The 17,085-nt window shown below is 70.7% G+C and carries 5 protein-coding genes; all 5 read right to left on the reverse strand.

The window, feature by feature from the left end:
* Positions 1-27: 27 nt before the first annotated feature.
* A complete protein-coding gene (locus tag AC5LXX_RS20470; protein ID WP_493412882.1) occupies positions 28-13,410 on the reverse strand; it encodes an LWXIA domain-containing protein in 13,383 nt (4,460 codons plus the stop codon).
* 205 nt (positions 13,411-13,615) lie between these two features.
* Positions 13,616-14,404, reverse strand: coding sequence for a lytic transglycosylase domain-containing protein (locus AC5LXX_RS20475; RefSeq protein ID WP_493412883.1), 789 nt, complete (start codon positions 14,402-14,404; stop codon positions 13,616-13,618).
* Positions 14,401-15,075: a type III secretion system export apparatus subunit SctR gene (gene sctR, locus AC5LXX_RS20480; RefSeq protein WP_124449673.1), complete on the reverse strand. Its 675-nt coding sequence runs from the start codon at positions 15,073-15,075 to the stop codon at positions 14,401-14,403. Before sctR ends, AC5LXX_RS20475 begins: the two co-directional genes overlap by 4 nt.
* A gap of 3 nt (positions 15,076-15,078) precedes the next feature.
* Entirely contained in the window at positions 15,079-16,233 is a 1,155-nt protein-coding gene (gene sctQ, locus AC5LXX_RS20485; RefSeq protein ID WP_493412884.1) for a type III secretion system cytoplasmic ring protein SctQ, read from the reverse strand.
* A 372-nt stretch (positions 16,234-16,605) separates the two neighbouring features.
* Positions 16,606-17,004, reverse strand: a complete 399-nt coding sequence (locus AC5LXX_RS20490; RefSeq protein ID WP_124449677.1) for a winged helix-turn-helix domain-containing protein — start codon at positions 17,002-17,004, stop codon at positions 16,606-16,608.
* Positions 17,005-17,085: the final 81 nt, after the last annotated feature.

The raw sequence follows: 17,085 nt of genomic DNA on the forward strand, positions 1-17,085 counted from the left end.
CCGGCCATCCGCGGTCGGACTCGGCCGTCAGCCGACGTTCAGCGGCGTGCCGATCGCGAGACGGCCCGGATCGCGCGCGGCCGACGGATTGAGCTGCAGGATCTCGGTCAGCGCGCGCGCGTCCTGCTCGCCGCGCGTCATCGCCTGCTGGTCGGCACGCGACACCTGCGCGGCGTCGAGCAGCGACTGGCGATGCTGGTCCGCGATCACCCACAGCGAATCGCCGGCGACGACGATGTACGGCTGCGGCGAGTTCGATGACGCCGGCGGGCTCGACGGCGTGCCCTGCGACGGCTGCGACGGCTGCGGCGCCGTCGTGCTCGTCGTGGGCGACGGCGTGGCGGACGGTGTGGCGCTCGGCGAAGCGGACGGCGAGGCAGACGGCAAAGCGGACGGCGTGGTACTCGGCAACGCGCCTGGCGCGAGATTCGACTGCGACGGCGAGCCGCCGCCGAAGATCCAGTTGAACAGGCCGCCGATCATCGGCGCGACGCCGATGATGAACTTGTAGCCGAATGCGGCGACCGGAATCATGACGACCGCGGTCGGGATCTTCTTGACGAACGGCGTGGCGTTCGGGAAGTGCGTATTGAGCCGGCCGGCGAGCAGCAGCGCGGTCGACGTCGCGGTCGCGACCGCGAGATCGTATTCCCCCTGCTTCCATTGCGACGCGGTGGACAGCCCGCCGAGCGCGACCGACGCGAAGTCGCCCGCCGAATCGAGCACGCGCACGACGCGGCTGCGCTTGTCCGCGTTCACGCGCCGCGACACGATCAGGAACGACGCGCCCGCGTACGCGGCGCCGAGCACGCCGCTGGCGACGCCGGTCGAACCCAGCGCCAGGCCGAACCAGTCGTGCGCGCCGGCGATCTTGCCGATGCCGCTCGTGAGCGTGGCGACCGACGCGACGGCCGTGCCCGCGCGCCCGGCGATGCCCAGCCGGCTGCGCGGATTGCCCGCGTGAAGCTGCTGCAACGACGTGCCGCCGACGAACCCCTGCATCTGCGTGAGCACGTCGTCGGCGAGCGCGGTGATGTTGGCCTTGGCGTCCTCGAAGCTCATCGTCCCGCGCCGGTATTGCCGGACGTATTGTCTCGCCATCGCCTGCGCGTCGCGTACCGCGGCGTCGAGCTGGATCGGCCGGTGTTCGCCGTATTCGTGCGTCTGGGAGCCGAATTGCCGCACGAGCGTCGTCTCGAGATGTGAGAGCGCCGCGACCGCGGCTTTCGGGTCGCCCGATTGCAGGCTGCGGATGGCGCCCTGGTGCATCACCTGGAACACGCGCCCGAGACGCGACGCGAGCAGGAACGACGACGACATGTTGCTCATGACGGTCGGGTTGATCCAGTGGAACGCGGCGTCGAGGCCGATCAGGCTCGACGCGCCGAGGACGATCCCGCTCGTGATGTTCGTCTTCCTCCGGTCGGACGGTTCCTTCGACGGCCGGTGCACGCGCAGCGCGTTGAGATGCGCGGCAGCCTCGTCCATCGTCGCGTTGGCGGCGGCGGGCGCATCGGGCTGGGCGATGGCCTTGCGGTTGGCGCCGATCGGATGGGAGCCGTCGTGTTGCAGCGCCGGCCGGCCGGTGACCTTCTTCCAGTGCAGGCGGCTGTCGGAGGCCGGCTGCGGCGCCAGCTTCGGCCGCGCGGGCGTGCCGGCGCGATGGCGTTTGAGCCAGTCGCGGCCGATCTCGCGCGCCTTCTTTTCGAGCTTGCCGACGTCGTCGTCGCCGATGCGCCGCCACATGCTCTGGCCGTACTCGTTCGTTGCGCGGCGCGCCTGGTTCAGCAGCGTCGACGTGTTGTGCTCGTACAGCTCGTCGCGCAACGCGGCGATCTCACTGTCCGTCATGCCTTTCGTCTTCGCGATGCGCTCGACTTCCGTGAACAGGATGCGCTGCTGGTTCGCGAAGTCTTCGGCGCTGACCGGTTCGTAGACGCGCGTCAGTGCATCGCCGCCATGCAGTCTCGCGAACTTCCCGGCTGCGTTCAGCTTGTAGTCGACGAGCTTCGCCGCCAGCGCGCGCGTCAAATCCGCATTCGCGATGAAGTCGTCGCCGTGCGTGCCCCAGGACAGGCCGACATGAACCCAGTCGAGCTGTTTCCGGCCGAGGATGGCGTCCAGCAACTGCACGTGGCCTTCGCCCGGCACCGGCTCGAGCACGGCATCGGCGCCGTGGAAGGTCAGCAGCACGAGCGGCGCCTTCTCGCCCTCGTGCTGCTTCGCCCACGTTTCCAGCGATTCGGCGATGCGCCGGATCTCGGCATACCCGTTGTTCGTGCCGGCCATCGCGTGACCGTCTTCGCGCGACACGAGCGGCCGCGACGGCGCGGCCTCGAGCCGCAGCAGGAAGCCGTATTTCGATGCCGCCGTGAGCCACTTGTGCAGGTGGGCGAGGTCGTCGAGTTCGAGCGTGTGTTGCGTGCCGTCGGGATCCGTACGCGTGATCGTCGCCGTATCGTCGTCGTAGCGGGCGCCCGTCGGGTCGCCGAACTTCCTGGCGCGCTGGATCAGCCCCGGGTCCTGCTTGCCGCCGACGGCGGCAGCCTGCGAATACGGATCGACCTGGAGCGCGACGGCCGGGAGCAGGCCGCCGTACTGCTCGAAGTACTGCCGCATCGGCTCGGGATCGTCGCGCAGCGAGAACGAGCGCGACATCGGGACGAGCCGGTCGCGGATGTCGGCCGGCAGCTCGGCGTACGCGTCGATCAGCTTCTTGTCGGCGGTTCGCGCGGCGCCGTGGTCGATCGCGAACCGCTGCGAACGGCGTACCAGCCGGTTGCGGCCGCCGCCCGGATTGGCGACGAAGCCGTGCGGATGCAGGCTCGAAGCCTCGCGCCACATGTCCAGCGACTTGAAGATCTTCTTCCACAGCGTGGCGTCGGCCATGATGGCCCGCGGCTCGTCGCTGAGCGTCAAGCCGTTGCCGTCGTGCTTGCCCTGGTCGCGCTTGCCCCATTCCTTGACGCGTTCGAGCGTCGACGCGAAATCGGCGACCTTCGCCTTGCCGTAGCGCGTGACCGATTCGACGATCGTGCTCGACACGAACGCCGGCTGGTACGGTTCGAGCGCGATCGGCTTGGCGGCGGGTACGGCCGGCGGCTTTGCCGGCTGAACGGCCGGTTGCTTCGCTTGCGGTTTGCCGCGCGCGGCCTTGCGGCCGGGTTTACCGGGCCGGCCGCCTGCGTTGCGTTTGCCGGCGGCGGGCGGTGCGGCGGGCGCGGCCTGGGCCGCCGCGGCTTGCCGAGCCGCTTCCTCGGCCTGCAGCGCGGCCTCCTTCAGCGCGGCGGCGCGTGGCACGAACGCATCGGGGGCGAGCGAGGACAGCAGGAAATGCTGGTTCCCGCCGAACGGCCCGCGGCCGATCGTCGCCCGATCCAGCGGCAGGCCTTCGTTGGCGCCGTCGCGGTACTGGGCGAGGGTGTCGTACCAGCGGATCGTGCCGTCCTCCACCGCGACGAGGCCGGTGAGCGTGCCGCGCAGCGCGTCGGTGACGCTCCCTTCGTGATCGAACACGTACACGAAATGGCCGTCGGGTACCTCGCCCATCTCGATCGCGCGCAACAGCTGCGGCGCATGCTGTGCGTTGAAGTCGAGCGCGGTGTCCGGCGTTGCCGGCAGCAGGTTCGGCGTGCCGGCATCGGCCGCTTCCAGGTTCTTCTGGCGCAGCGACGGGCGAACCCGCCCGAGCACGCGCTGGACGTAGGCATCGGGCTTCGACAGCGGAGTCTTCCGGTCGTCGAGCGCACGGCGCATCTTGGCCGGCGCGAAGCCGCCGTAACTGTCGACGACGTCGTGCGCGACGTCAGCCACGACGAAGCGCACGCCGCGGCGCCCGTCGGGCAACAGGCGCGAGCGTCGCCGGAACGCGTCGGCGAGCTCGCGCTCGGCGATCGTCGCGTCGCCCAGCGACGTGGTTTCGACGTACGTCCATTTCTGCTCGGCATCGAGCGTCGCGTAACCGAGCACCTTGCCGGACTTGCGATCGATCGCGTAGAGCGTCGTTTGCGTGCCGGGATGCTTGCGCGCGTATTTTTCCGCCTGCTTCGGCCGCTGGAAGCGCGGCGCGTCGTCGAGCTGCTTCACGGTGGCGACGACGTTGTCGGCGGCGCCCGTGGCCGACGGTTCGGCGTCCCACTGGCGCAGCTCGCCGAAGTACGCTTCGATGCGCGCGGCGCCGCCAAACGAGAGCAACTCGTCGAGCGGGACGGGCGACAGGTAGTAGTCGTAGTTCTTGCGGCTGGCGTCGCCTTTCGACTTGAGCGGCAGGAACGCATCCTGTGCGACCTTCGGGTCGATTTCGTCCGAGGCCGGCTTCTTGTCGATGAACTTGCCGTTGGCGCTCGTGCGCAGGCTCGCGATGAACTCGGGCTGCGGATGGCGCGCGTCGATCCGGTCGGCCGGCCGGTCGATGTGCGGTGCGATCAGCACATGGGCGTCGTTGCCGAACGCCGCCTTCATGTCGTCGACACTGGCGAGCTGGTCGCCGTCGATGCGGACCAGGTCGCGCTTGCCGTGCGTGGCGAGCTGGTCGAGTGCACGCTGCCCGCGCTTGACGGCCGGTCCCGACGCGTGCGCGGGCGCCGTTGCGCGCCGCCGCGACAGCGGGGCGGGGGCCGGCATCTCGCGCGGGACGCCGCCGGCCCGCATGCCGGCTGCCTGGCTCGTGTAGTAGTCCCGATAGGTGGCATGGCCTGGCACCGACGGCGCGGCGTCGCCGAACGCGGCCGCAAGCCGGCGCAGGCCGGCTTCGTCGCCGGGCATCACATGATCGGCCTCGCGCGCGATCGCGTCGGGCAGGTGGGCGTCCTTCGCGATATCGATGCCCGTGTCGCCGGCGAGTTCGCGGCGTACCGCGAACGCGTTCGCCTGCGCGCGCGCCTCGGCCAGCAGCGCGCTGTCGGTCCATGCTTCGGGCGACGTGTGGTCGAGCGCCAGCTGGCCGGTGATCGTCTCGACTGCATGCTGCGCTTCATGCGCGAGCGCATAGACGAGCGTGCCGGTGCCGCGCAACCGCCCGTCGAGCACGATCCGCTGTTTCGCGGTGTCGATGCGGCTGCCGCGTCCGGGGCGGCCGAGCACGACTTTCCAGCCGGCCGCGTGCGCTTGCGCGACCTGCCCGCTGAGCAGGGTCGAGCGGTCGACGAGTGCGTAGGCCTCCTTCGGCAGCGGCGCGCCGCCGAAGCGCATCCGGATCCGCGTGATGACGGACGGCTTTTGCGCGAACGCATCGGGCGGCAGATGTTCGGTGATTTCCGGATGCGCGAGCTCGATCGCTCCGCGTGCGATGCCGTCCTCGAGCACGACGCGCAGCGCGCGGATGTCGCGCACGATGCCGTCGACGTTCAGCCGAGGCGCACCGACGTCGAGCGACGACGGGTCGCTCAGGTAGAAATCGCCGTGGGTGTCGAACACGCCTTCGAAATCGTAATAGAGGCCGTGCCGCGCGGTGATCTCGCTCGCGCGATCGAGCTGCGCGAACGCGTCGAGCGTGACGCGCTCCGGCAGCACGCCGGCGGTCACGTCGTGGCTGCTGAGCGACGCGAACGGTTCGTACATCACGGCCACGCGGTCGAAGGCGGCGAACGGGCCGCCGATCGTGAGCGTCTTCAGCCCGTACGCACGCAGGGCGGCGAGGCCTTCCTGCTCGTGCCGGATCGCATCGATATGGTTGAGGATCGCGTGGTTGTCGGTGCCGAGGTAGAGCCCGATCGCATTGCGGCGGCCGAGCTCGAACACGGTCTTTTCGATACCGGCGCCGGTCGCTGCGCCCATGACGCGCTCGACGGGCAGGCGTGCGGCGGGGTCGCCGCTCGTGTGGACGCCGTTGCCGTCCACCGCGAGCGGGCCGAGATCGGGGCGGGTGTGCGGCGCCGGGTCGTAGCGCAGCCACGCGCGCGTGGGGCTCAGCGCGGCTTCGGCGCCGAAGCCGACGGCAATCGTCGGCGGCACGTGCACCGGCCGTTGCCACACGTTCGCGAGCCACGCGCCCGCGTCGCGGCCGTTGCGCGCGGCGAGGATGATCGCCGCGCCGGGAAAGCCGAACACGGAGCGGTGCGCGAGCGTGAACTCGACCGGCGACCACGGGCGGCCGTCGGCGTCGACGAGGCGGCCCTGCGCGTCGGTCGTTCCGCGCACGATCACGATGCCGGCTTCGCGGTCGTACGACAGCCCGTCCGAATGCAGCAGGCGCAGGCCGTCCACGCCCGCCACGCCGCGCCCGTCGAACGGCGAGGCCTTGACGGGGCGCGCACGCGACCACGCCGTTTCGGCCGCGAGCGCGGCGGCCGCGTCGTGCTCGGGTGCGGCCAGCGTCGCCCGGCCCGGTTGCGCGGCCTGCGCCTGCCGGCGGTACAACTCGCCGTAGCTGATGCCGCCGAGCGAGGTCGGCGCGTGTTCGAACGCGTCGGCGAGGCGTGCGATCGATTCGGCATCGCCGGGCCGCACGCGGCCGTATTCGTTGGCGATCGCATCGGGCAGCGCGACGTAGCGGCCGACGTCGACGCCGGCGTTCGCGCGAATTTCGTCGCGGATCGCGAACGCGTTCGCCTGCGCGCGGGCTTCCGCCAGCAGCGCGGAGCGCACGTAGCGTTGCGTCGACCCGTAGTCGAGCCCGAGCGTGCCGGTCACGGCTTCGGCGGCATGCCCGGCTTCGTGCGCGAGCACATAGACCATCGAGCCGGTCGAGCGCAGGTTGCCGTCGATCGTGATACGGCGTCGCTGCGTGTCGATCTTGCTGCCTTCGCCGGGTGTGCCGCGCACGACTTTCCAGCCCGCGTCGCGCACGAGCCGCATCTGCTGCGACAGCAGGCCCGACGCATCGATCAGGCGATAGGCTTCCTTCGGCAGCGGTGCGCCGCCGAAGCGCATCCGCACGCGCGTGATGATCGAAGGCTTCTGCACGAACGCGCCGGGTGCCGGCGTTTCCGCGAGCTGCGGATGCGCGAGCTCGATCTTGCCGCGTTCGAGGCCGTTCGTCAGCGCGCGCTCGATCAGCGCGAGGCGCTGCAATGCCGTGAAGTGCTCGCCTGCACCCATGCCGATCGAACCGGGGTCGCTCAGCAGGAAATCGCCGTTGCGCGTGAACAGGCCCTGCAGGTCGAAGCCGATACCCGTGCTTTCGACGACGGCACGGATCTGCCGGATATGTTCGAGCGCCGCGCGCGACACCACGCGCGGCAGCGCGCCGGTCTCGAAGCCGAAGCTGTGGAATACGCCGAGCGGCCGGTACAGTACCGCGACGCGGTTGAGCGCGGAGAACGGGCCGCTCATCGTCACGGTTTTCAGGCCGTACGACGCGAGATCGTCGAGCGCGATGCTTTCGTCGATCGCCGCGTCGAGATGCTCGGCTTCCGATGTATGGGGCCCCTTGTCGTACACCGCGAGCGCGGCGTCGTCGCCGAGCGCGAACACGGTTTTCTCGCCGCCGGAGCCGAGCAGCTCGCCGACGTGGCGTTCGACGTCGATCCGTTCTCCCGGCCGGCCTTCGACGTGCACGCCTTCGGCGTCAGCCGTCCGCGGGCCGAGGTCGTGCGGTGCCGCGGGCGCCGGGTCGAAGCGGCGGAACACGCCGGTGTCGAGCAATGCGGCATGCGCGCCGACCGCGTGCGCGGGCGGCGCATACACCGGCCGTTGCCACAGGTTCGCGAGCTGCGCGGCGGCGGCTTCGCCGCCCTGCTGCGCGGACAGCACGATCGAATAGCCGTCCTGGATCATGAACGCGGGCGCCTGGTCGAGCGCGTATTCGTGCACGCCCGTCAGCAGCGTGCCGTCCGGCAGCGTGTCGGCGTGCAGCATCATCACGCCGGCGTCCTCCAGCACCGTGAAATGGCGGCTGCGGGCCGCCTGCAGCTCGGACACCGTGGGTGCCGGCCGCGCACCGAACGGCGACGCGTACTCGGCATGCGCGCGGCTCCACGCGACGCGTTCGTCGAAGCTGCGCACGCCGCGCGGCGTGTCGCCGGTTTCGCGCGTCTGCGGCGCGGGCATCCGGCGCGGAATGCCGCCGCGGCGTTTCTGGCGCGCCCAGACGTCGTGATAGAAGTCGCGGTAGGTCTCGCCGTCGCGGCCGGACACGGGTGCGTCGGCGAATGCATCGACGAGCCGGCCGACCGTGCCCGCATAGTCGTGCGACGGCGCGCGCCATGCGTCGCCTTCGTGCTCGATCGCATCGGGCAGCCGCATGTGCGCGGCGATGTCGCCGCCGCCCGCGAGCTGGATCTCGTAACGGGCCTCGAACGCATTGATCTGGGCGCGCGCCTCGGCTTCGAGCGCCTTGCGCGTGAAGCGGCTGCGGTTGCCATAGTCGAGATTGAGCACGCCGGCCATTGCCTCGACCGCATGCCGCGCTTCGTGCGCGAGCGTGTACGCGATGCTGCCCGGATGCTGGAGGCCGCCGTCGATCGTCACGCGGCGCTTGCGCGGATCGATGCGGCTGCCGCCGCCGCGCTTGCCGAGCGTCACGCGCCAGCCGGCGTCCTGCAGCATGCGCAACTGCGTCGCGAGCGTACCTGATTGCATCGCGAGCGCCTGCGCGGCTTCGGGCAGCGCCGCGCCGCCGAAACGCATCTGCATCCGCGTGATCCAGCCGGGGTTCGACGCGGCATGGTCGGGCGGCGGCGTTTCGGTCGTTTCCGGATGCGCGGCGGCGAGTGCGATATCGTCGTTCGCGGCGGCCGGGCGCGCGTCGCTCGCGTTCGCGCGGGCGGTCGTCCGGTCGGCGGTGTCGCCGGCCGCCTTGCCGGCGGTTTTGCCGGTGTCCGTCTCGCGTTCGGCCGTGCGCTCGACGGTGGCGGGGCGCTCCGTCTTGACGAGCACGAGCACGCGATTCGGCGCGCTGAAGAGGCCGTCGAGCGCGCTGACGGGTTCGGCCGTCGCGGCAGCGCGCGGCATCGCCGGTTCGTTCGGGCCGCGCTTGCCGGCCAGCACGATCACCGTGTCGTCGCCGGCTGCCGGGCGGGGCGACGCCGGCGCCGCTTCGTCGGCTGCGGCAACGCCCGGCAAGCCGGTTTCGGCTGCCGTGGTTTCCGGCGCGGGATCGAAGCGCAGCACGCGCGCGTCCGCGCGAAGCTGGCCGTCGGCGCCGAACGCGTCGGGCGCGGCCGCGTAGACGGCTTTCTGCCAGCGGTTCGCGAGCTCGGGCGCCAGTGCCGCGTCATGCTCGCCGGCGACGACGATCACGGGTTCGTCGAGATCCTGCGGGCGCAATGGGGACGGCCGTGCACCGGGTGCGTCCTGCGCCATGCGGTCGCGCACGACATAGACGGTGCGGTCGCCGACCTCCAGCGGTTCGGCGCTCGGCCCGCGCGGTACCGCGACGCCGGCCGGATCGCGCGTGGCCGGCCGCGCGGCGGGCGCTTCGTCCGTCAGGTCGACGACCTTCACGTCGACGCGCGGCGGCGTGCCGTCCGTCTTCGTTCGCGTGCCGGCGCCGGCCGGTTCGTCGAGCTCGGCGGCCCGCGTGCGCAGCGCCTGCGCATCCTGGCTGCGCCGGTCGTTGCGCGCGGCCGTCGTGCGGTCCACTTCGGTTTCGTCGTGCTGCTGATCGACGCGCGCGCGCTCCTGGCTCGCGCGCTGCGTGCTGCGGGCGTTGCTCGCGGTGCTGGCCGTTTCGCTCTCGGCGGCCGTCTGCGCGAGGCTGCGCGGCGCCTCCTCGTCGGCGCCGTGCGCCTGCCGGATCGCTTCGCTCGTCTGCGCAATGGCGTGATCGAGGAGTTCGAGTCGGGTCTTCGGGACGACGTTCGACGTCGTGGTCATCTCGCCGTCCGGGCCGAACGACAGGCGCTCGCCGGTTCCCTTCACGTCGTCGATGCGCGTGCCGTTGGTCCATTCCTTCGGCGATGCCGACACGACGGACAGCGTGCCGTCTTCGCCGAGCACCACCGATTTGCCGGGCGGCATCTGCTTGCTCGAGGTCTTGTCGAGCACGCGGATCGGCTGGTTGTCGTAGGTCAGGATCTTGTCGCCGACCATCAGCATGCCTTCGGGCGACACCTTCACGGCCTCGCCGTCGAGCGTCGCGCGGGTGCGGCCGTAGGCGAGCGACGACACGTCGCCCTTGTTCAGGATCTGGCCGAGCATCTTGCTGTCGACCGTGACGGTCTCGCCGTCGGCCGTGCGGATCGGCACCGGCCGGCCGGTGCGGGTTCGCACCGACGTGACCGCGCGTTCCTTGAGGCCGCCCGCGGCCATCAGCGCGACGTTGGTGAGCCCGGACTTGAGTTGCTCGCCGGCCGCTTTCTTGTCGCCCGCGAGATAGTCGACGCCGGCCTCGCCGAACGCCTCGACCGCGCCGCCGACGCCGGTCACGATCGCGGTGGCCTTCGCGCCGGTGGAAAGCAGCGACGCGACTTTCGGCGTGCGCGTGAGCGCCGTCACTGCGCGCGTGAACAGCTTGCTGCCGGCGAGCTTGGCGGCGCCGGCCGCGCCCATCGGCACGAGATTGATGAAGTCGGCGCGCGCGCCCGCGTCGGTGAACGGATTGATGCTGCGGCCGTGTTCCATGCGCGTCGCGATGTCGAGCCCCGCGCTCGTCATCGATGCGCCGATCGCGGTGTACATCATCCCCGCGCCGAGGATGTTCAGCGGCACGCCGACGATCGCGCCGATACCGGTGCCGTCGAGCAGCCCGCCGAGACCTTCCAGCGCCATGCCGCCGACCATCATGCCGATGTTCAGGCCGGTGCTGGTCAGCGTGTTCAGGAAGCTGTCGAAGCCGCTTTCATGATGCGCGGCCTTCGACACGAGCTGTAGCGAGCCGTCCGCGTTGTGGCCGGTCGCGATGTCGACGGTCCCGTCCTTCGACAGCTCGTTGTTGTTGATGTAGTCGTTGATGTCGTGGTAGGTGCTCGCCGTCTCGTCGACGTATTGCGTGCCGTCCTTGCCGGTGACCTTGAAGATCGCGCTGGTCGTCATGCCGGCGTCCTTCGCCGCATACACCATCGGCAGCACGCTGACCTGCGTGGTCGCGCCGCCGCCGACCTTCAGCAACTGGTCGCGCACGCTGTTGATCGTCGACAGCTTGTCCTTGTCGGTGAAGCGCGCGACGTCGTCGTTCGTCGGCGATACGGGATCCGAACCGTCGCTCGACGAGGCCGTGTTCGGCACGTCGGGCTGCATCCCGAGCGCGACGCCGATCAGGTTGCGTTGTTCGTTGTCGGTCAGCTTGCCGAACGCGATCGTATTGCCGTTCTGCGTGCTCGCGCTCGCCGCGTCGAGCAGCGAGTTAGACAGTTCGCCGCGATGCGCCTCGTAGAAGTCGTGCAGCGCCTTCTTGTAGTCGTTGCCGGCATCCGAATCGGGCGCCGCGTAGCGCAGCCGCTCGTCGAGTCCCGCGTCGAACCGGTCCATCAACACCTGCTGGTGCGACGTCTCGCTCAGCAGCTGCAGGCGCTGTACCGCGTTGTCGGCTTGCGTGACGGCCGCCTTCGCCTTGTCGAGCTGGTCCTGGTACAGGTTCGGCCGCGGCGTCGACGGCGCGGGGATCATGTCGTCGCCCGCGACGTAGCGGAACCGCACGGGCGGCGGATTCGCGGCCGCCCAGTCGTCGTACTCTTTCTGCACCGAGGCGAGCGTGCTCTTGGCCTGCGTCTGCTGGATGCGTGCCTGCGACAGCGCGGCCTGGGTCGCGCGCTCGTTGACCGAATCCGCGAGCCGGCTGTCGGCCGCGCGGATCGCGCCTGCGACGACCTGCAGGCGCTTTGCATCGAGCAGCGTCGGGCCCGCCGGCGCGGCCTGCGTGGCCGGCGACTGCGGCAGCACGAACGGGGACGAGTCGGCGAGCGACGGCGGCAGGCCGCCATTCGCGGTCGACAGCGACGGCGCGGGCAACGGTGACGACGTCGGCAGCGTCGGCGTGCCGGTGGGGGCGGCGCTCGCAGCGGTCGACAGCGACGATGCGGGCAGGGAAGGCAGGCCGCTTGCGGTCGACAGCGACGGCGCGAACAGCGGCGGCTGGGTCGTCGGCTTCGTGAAGATCGAGCGCGCGTTGACCTGCGCCTGGATCTGCGACGCCTGGTCGTCATACTGCTGCGCGAGCGTCGCGCCGTAGGTCGCGACGAAACCGTCGTGCGCGATACCGGCCTGCTGCTGCGCCTGCGACAGTTTCGCGTAGGCGTCGCCGACGTCGAGGTCGACCTGCGGATCCTTCAGCATCGAGCCCGGGTTGGCCTTGTGCCAGGCGTCGGCGGCCTGCTGCTTCTTCGTGTAGTCGGCCTGCAGCGTGTCGACCTGATGTTGCGCGGACAGCATCTGCAGATAGCTGCCGCTCGTGTTCGCGGCCGTCTGCGCGCGGGCGAGCGCGGTCTTCGCATCCGACACGGCATTCGCCACGATCACCGTCGGTCCTTCCTTGCCGCTGACCGAGTCGTACGTTTGCTGCGCGTTCGTGAGCGTCAGGCTGTCCTTCGCGGCGCCGGCCGCGGCATTCGCATAGTTCGCGTCCTTCGCCGCCGCCGTGACGGCCTGCTGCGCGGCGTCCTGCGACGCCGGCGCGTCGGGCATCGTGACCTGCAGTTCCAGCGGCTGGAGTGCCTTGTTGAGCCGGCTGACGCCCGAGTCGAGCGCGCTCTTGTAGTCAGGATCGGCGAGATACGACTGGAACTGCGTATAGGCGAGGTTCGAATTCGCGACGTCCGCGTAGTACTTCGACGCGCCGACGGCGGCCGTTGCACTGGCGGTCTGCCAGTTGTCGAAGAGCCGGATCTGCAGCGGGTTCTTGCAGTCGCTCTGCTGCGGTACCCAATTCGGATCGTTCGCGTGCTCGGGAAACGCGGCCAGCAGCGTCTTGAACTGCTGGTCGGCGGCATGTTGCGCGTCACCGGGATCGGTCACCTTGCCGGAGTCGTCGATCTTCATCCCGGCCGGCATGTCGGCGTTCGCCTGTTCGCCGTACAGGATCATGTAGCCCGCGTCGGTCGTCACGTTCAGGTCGCGCTGCGCGCTGTCGGCGGCGGTGCGCGCCTTCGCATAGGCATCCTGAGCGGTCTTGCGGTCGTCGGGCGTCGATTCGGGATCGCGGTTCACGAGGCGCAGCACGTTCTGCGCGCCCTGCAGCGATTGCGATGCGTCGTCGTATTGCGTCTGCGCGGCCTGGATCGCCTTCTGCACCGCTTGCGTCTTGTCGTTCTCGACCGTGATGTCGGGCGGCGGCACCGTGTACTGCGCGGCCATGCTCTGGACCAGCGAGGTCGCGGACGCGATCTCGGCGTTGGTCGGCTTCGACGGATCGGTGGACGGCGTGGCGGTCACCGGAATCGGCGGCGCCGCGACCGGGTTCGCGGGGCCGGCCGACGGGTCGTCCTTCTTCGGCGGAGGCGGCGGCGGGGGCGGCGGTGCGACGACCGGGTTCAGCGTTTCCGACAGGAAGCGCTGCCAGTTGACGCCCAGTCCCAATCCGTCGATCAACAGCATGCTCGTCTCCCTGAAGGCGCGGCGCCACGCGCGCCGCGACGCGATCCGACGAGTGTAGGGATAGGCGTTGCGGCCGGATCGCCGCTGTTTCGTAGCTCGTCGGCGCGGCCGCCGCGCGAGCGCGCCGCACGCTACGAGACGCCCGCAGCCCGATGGCGGTGCCGCGCCAGCGCCGTTCGCGCCCCTGAAATCGGGGCGCGCATCGCTACTCGTCGAGACACTTCACGCACAGCCGCTTCGCCTGGCTGGCCGCGAGCCCGCGGCACATCATCACGACCGGGCGGGCGTGGCACGACGGCGCGTCGGCGGACGCGGCAGGCGACGGCAGCCGGCGTGCGCGCTCCGGCGGCGTGGTCGCGGCCGCGTCCATGCGCCGCTGGCGCGCGGGCGGCGGCGGGTCGCCGACGACGGGAATCGGTCCGACGCCGCCTTCGCGCGCGTTGCGCTGCGCGCTGGCGACGACGCGGCTCACGTAGCCGCTCGAGAAGCCGGTCGTGAAGTTGCCGCTGTAGTAGCACGACAGTGCCGCGCGCAATGCGGCCTGCGTGGCGCGGCCGGTGCCCGACGAGCGCGCGAAGCATTCGGTCAGGATCGCGCCGCCGGCCTGCAGGTTGCGGCACGGTTCGAACATCGTCGCTTCATCGAGCCCGTATTTCGCGAAATTGCGCTCGTTCACCTGCGCGAGGCCCACGCTGTAGCTGAAGCCGCGCGCCGCGAGGTCGCGCGCGGTCGCGCGCGCTTCGTCGAGCGACGCGGGCTGGCGCGCCAGATGGCCGCCGACCACGCCGATCGCATACGGATTGAAGCCTGACTCGGTGCGCACGAGTGCGGCGAGCGTATCGGGATCGACGTTCGGCGCGCAGGCGCGCGCGAGTCGAGCGAACCCCGCGCCGCTGCCGGCCGCCTGCGCGACTCGCGCCGACAGGCCTGCAAGCGCGAGCGCGACCAGCGCGCACAGGCACGCGGCCGCGATTCGCAGGCCGCGCGCGTTCATCCCGCGCCCGCCACGCGGTACGACATCACCAGCCCGTGTACGAGCAGCGACCAGCCGTCGAGCGCGACGAACAGCAGCAGCTTGAACGGCACCGAGATCGTCGTCGGCGAGATCATCTGCATCCCGAGCGCGAGCAGGATGTTCGCGACCAGCAGGTCGACGACGATGAACACGATATAGATCACGAAGCCGATCTGGAACGCCTTCGTCAGCTCGGCCAGCGTGAAGCTCGGCACCAGCACGAGCAGGTCGTCGTCCTTGATGCCGTCCGCGCGGTTCTTCGGCCACACCGACGTCGCGGTCCGCACGAAGAACTCGCGATCGCGCTGCCGCGTGTGCGACACGAGGAAATCCTTGATCGGCGGCAGCGCGGCGTCGGCGAGCGCGCCGATATCGGCGGTCGACAACTGCGCCGACGCATCGAAGTGGCGCGCCTGCAGCGCATCGCGGATCGACATCCCGACGGGCGCCATGATGAACAGCGACAGGATCAGCGCGATGCCGTTCAGCACGAGGTTCGGCGGCACCTGCTGGATCCCGAGCGCGGAGCGCAGCAGGCCGAGCACGACCACGAGCTTCGTGTAGCTCGTCACCATCAGCGCCGCGAACGGCGCGATGCCGAGCGCCGCAATGACCGCGATCAGCGCGACCGGATTCGGCAGGCTGCCCATCGTTCAGCGCTCGCGCGGTGCGGGTTGCGTCAGCGTGACGACACGCACGCCGAGTTTCTGGCCGACCGCGATCAGGTGGCCCGTGCCGATCAGCATCCCGTTCGCGACGAGATGGATCACGCTCTGGTTGATCCCTTGCTGCAGCTCGATCACGGCGCCCGGCTGCAGCGCGCTCAGCTCGCCGAGCGGCATCGACGTGGGCGGCAGCTCGAAGCGCAGGTCGACCGCGAGGCCGTCGAGCGTGCGTGGCGCATCGGCGGAGGGCGCGTCGTGTGTCGTGGCGGGCGCGTTGTCGGTGCGGGTCGGTTCCAAAGGCATCTCCCTGATTCGTTCGACGGTCAGCCGGTTGCCCGACGGCCGTCCGGTGATCTCCCATGCCGGCGCGGCCGGCAGCCGCGCGACGCAAAGCAGGCTCTGCTCGTGCGCCTGCCAGCGTTCGATCGCGATGATGTCGCCGCCGACGACGTCGGCCAGTTCGGCCGTCGTCAGCTCGGTGCGGCCGATCTCGAACACGAGCGGCACCGGCAGGTTCGCGTAGGCCGCGCGGGCATCGGCGAGCGCGGCCGGCGCGGTCGCGAAGAACACGGCCAGTGCGTCCGGCACGTCGAACAGCAGCGCGCCATGGCAGCGCCACGCGGCATCGGTGCGCCGCAGCTCGAAGCGCAGCGCGTCCGGCACCGCGCGCCAGGCCGGCACGCTGTCGGGCGGCGGCAGCAGTTCCACGCGCTGCCGCGTCGCGGCCTGCAGCACGGCCGCGAGCGGCGCGCACAGGTCGGCGAGCAACGCCGCGCGGATCACGGCCGGCACGGCCGGATCGGCTGCGTCGCCGAGCCATTCGGTTTCCGCGACCGGATCGATCCACAGCGTGCCGGTGGCCGGGCCGATGACGAAGCGGTAGGCGTGTGCATCGGCGGCCGGTTCCGCGTCGACGCGCCAGCGCACCTCGTACGCGTGCTCGCCGAGCGTGACCGGGGCGGCGCCGGTTGCGCAGTACGCGTGCGACAGCCCGCGCGCAGCGGCGGCGGACAGGCGCGGCAGGTAGGGCGACGCGTCGAGCGCGACCGCGGCCGGCGCAGCGGCGGGCGGCGCGGAAGCGGCGGGCATCGCCCGGCTGGCGGCGTCGCCGGCGTCGGCATTCGTCAGGAACAGCGCAGGCACGGCGGGATCGGGGCGGATTCGGCGTTGATTCGACGGGTTATTCTGGGGCCGGCGGCGCGGAAGGGCGCGCGGCTGCTGCGTCGATTGTAGGGACGGCCATGGCCGCGTGCCGCGCCGGAATCCGTAGTCGCGTGCATTGCCCGGCGATCGTGGAAGCGGTGCGCTACGAAGCGTGAGGAAGCCGGGCAGGACGCGACCGGCGCCCAAAAGCAACCGCCGCCCGGAGGCGGCGGTCGGGGCGCGGCGGGATGGCGGGCCGGATGGCGTGCAGGCCGGGTCCGGCCGGCAGGCCGCGAAGCGCTGCGGCTTGGCGCAGCGCGGTAAGGGGAACGTGGCCGGCGCGCCGCGAGCAGGCGGCGCGCGGGCGAAGCGTCACGCGTAGTCGGCGGCCATCGCGGGTTGCGGCGCGGCTCGCAGGATCGGCGCGGCTTCGTGGCGCTCGACGTGCGTCATCGCCGCACCGAACAGCACCAGGCGATAGCCGACCGCGTAGATCGGAATGATCCGCAGGTTCTTGTCGTGGTCGAGCCGCAGCTTCGAACGGATACGCGAGATATGGGTGTCGAGCGTGCGCGACGACACGCCGAGCTCACGGCCCCATACGGCCTCCTGGATTGCCTGCCGCGGCACGATCTTGTTCATGTTGTCGAGCAGGAATTCGACGACGTCGAATTCACGCGGCGTGACGTCGACGATCGTGTTGTCGATCTCGATCGTGCGGCGCACGAAGTTGATTTTTATGTTGTCGATGTACAGGTATTTGCAATCCATGGTGGCCCTCGCATGTCCATAAAGGAGTGTTTGCGGGTCCTGTGCTGCAACTTCCGGGCCAGGGGAAGAATTGACGGTCGC

It is taken from the genome of Burkholderia torrens, from assembly GCF_984668525.1.

Coding starts and splice junctions, on each gene's coding strand:
- AC5LXX_RS20470 (WP_493412882.1), bottom strand. CDS start 13,410: ATGCTGTTGATCGACGGATTGGGACTGGGCGTCAACTGGCAGCGCTTC.
- AC5LXX_RS20475 (WP_493412883.1), bottom strand. CDS start 14,404: ATGAACGCGCGCGGCCTGCGAATCGCGGCCGCGTGCCTGTGCGCGCTG.
- sctR (WP_124449673.1), bottom strand. CDS start 15,075: ATGGGCAGCCTGCCGAATCCGGTCGCGCTGATCGCGGTCATTGCGGCG.
- AC5LXX_RS20490 (WP_124449677.1), bottom strand. CDS start 17,004: ATGGATTGCAAATACCTGTACATCGACAACATAAAAATCAACTTCGTG.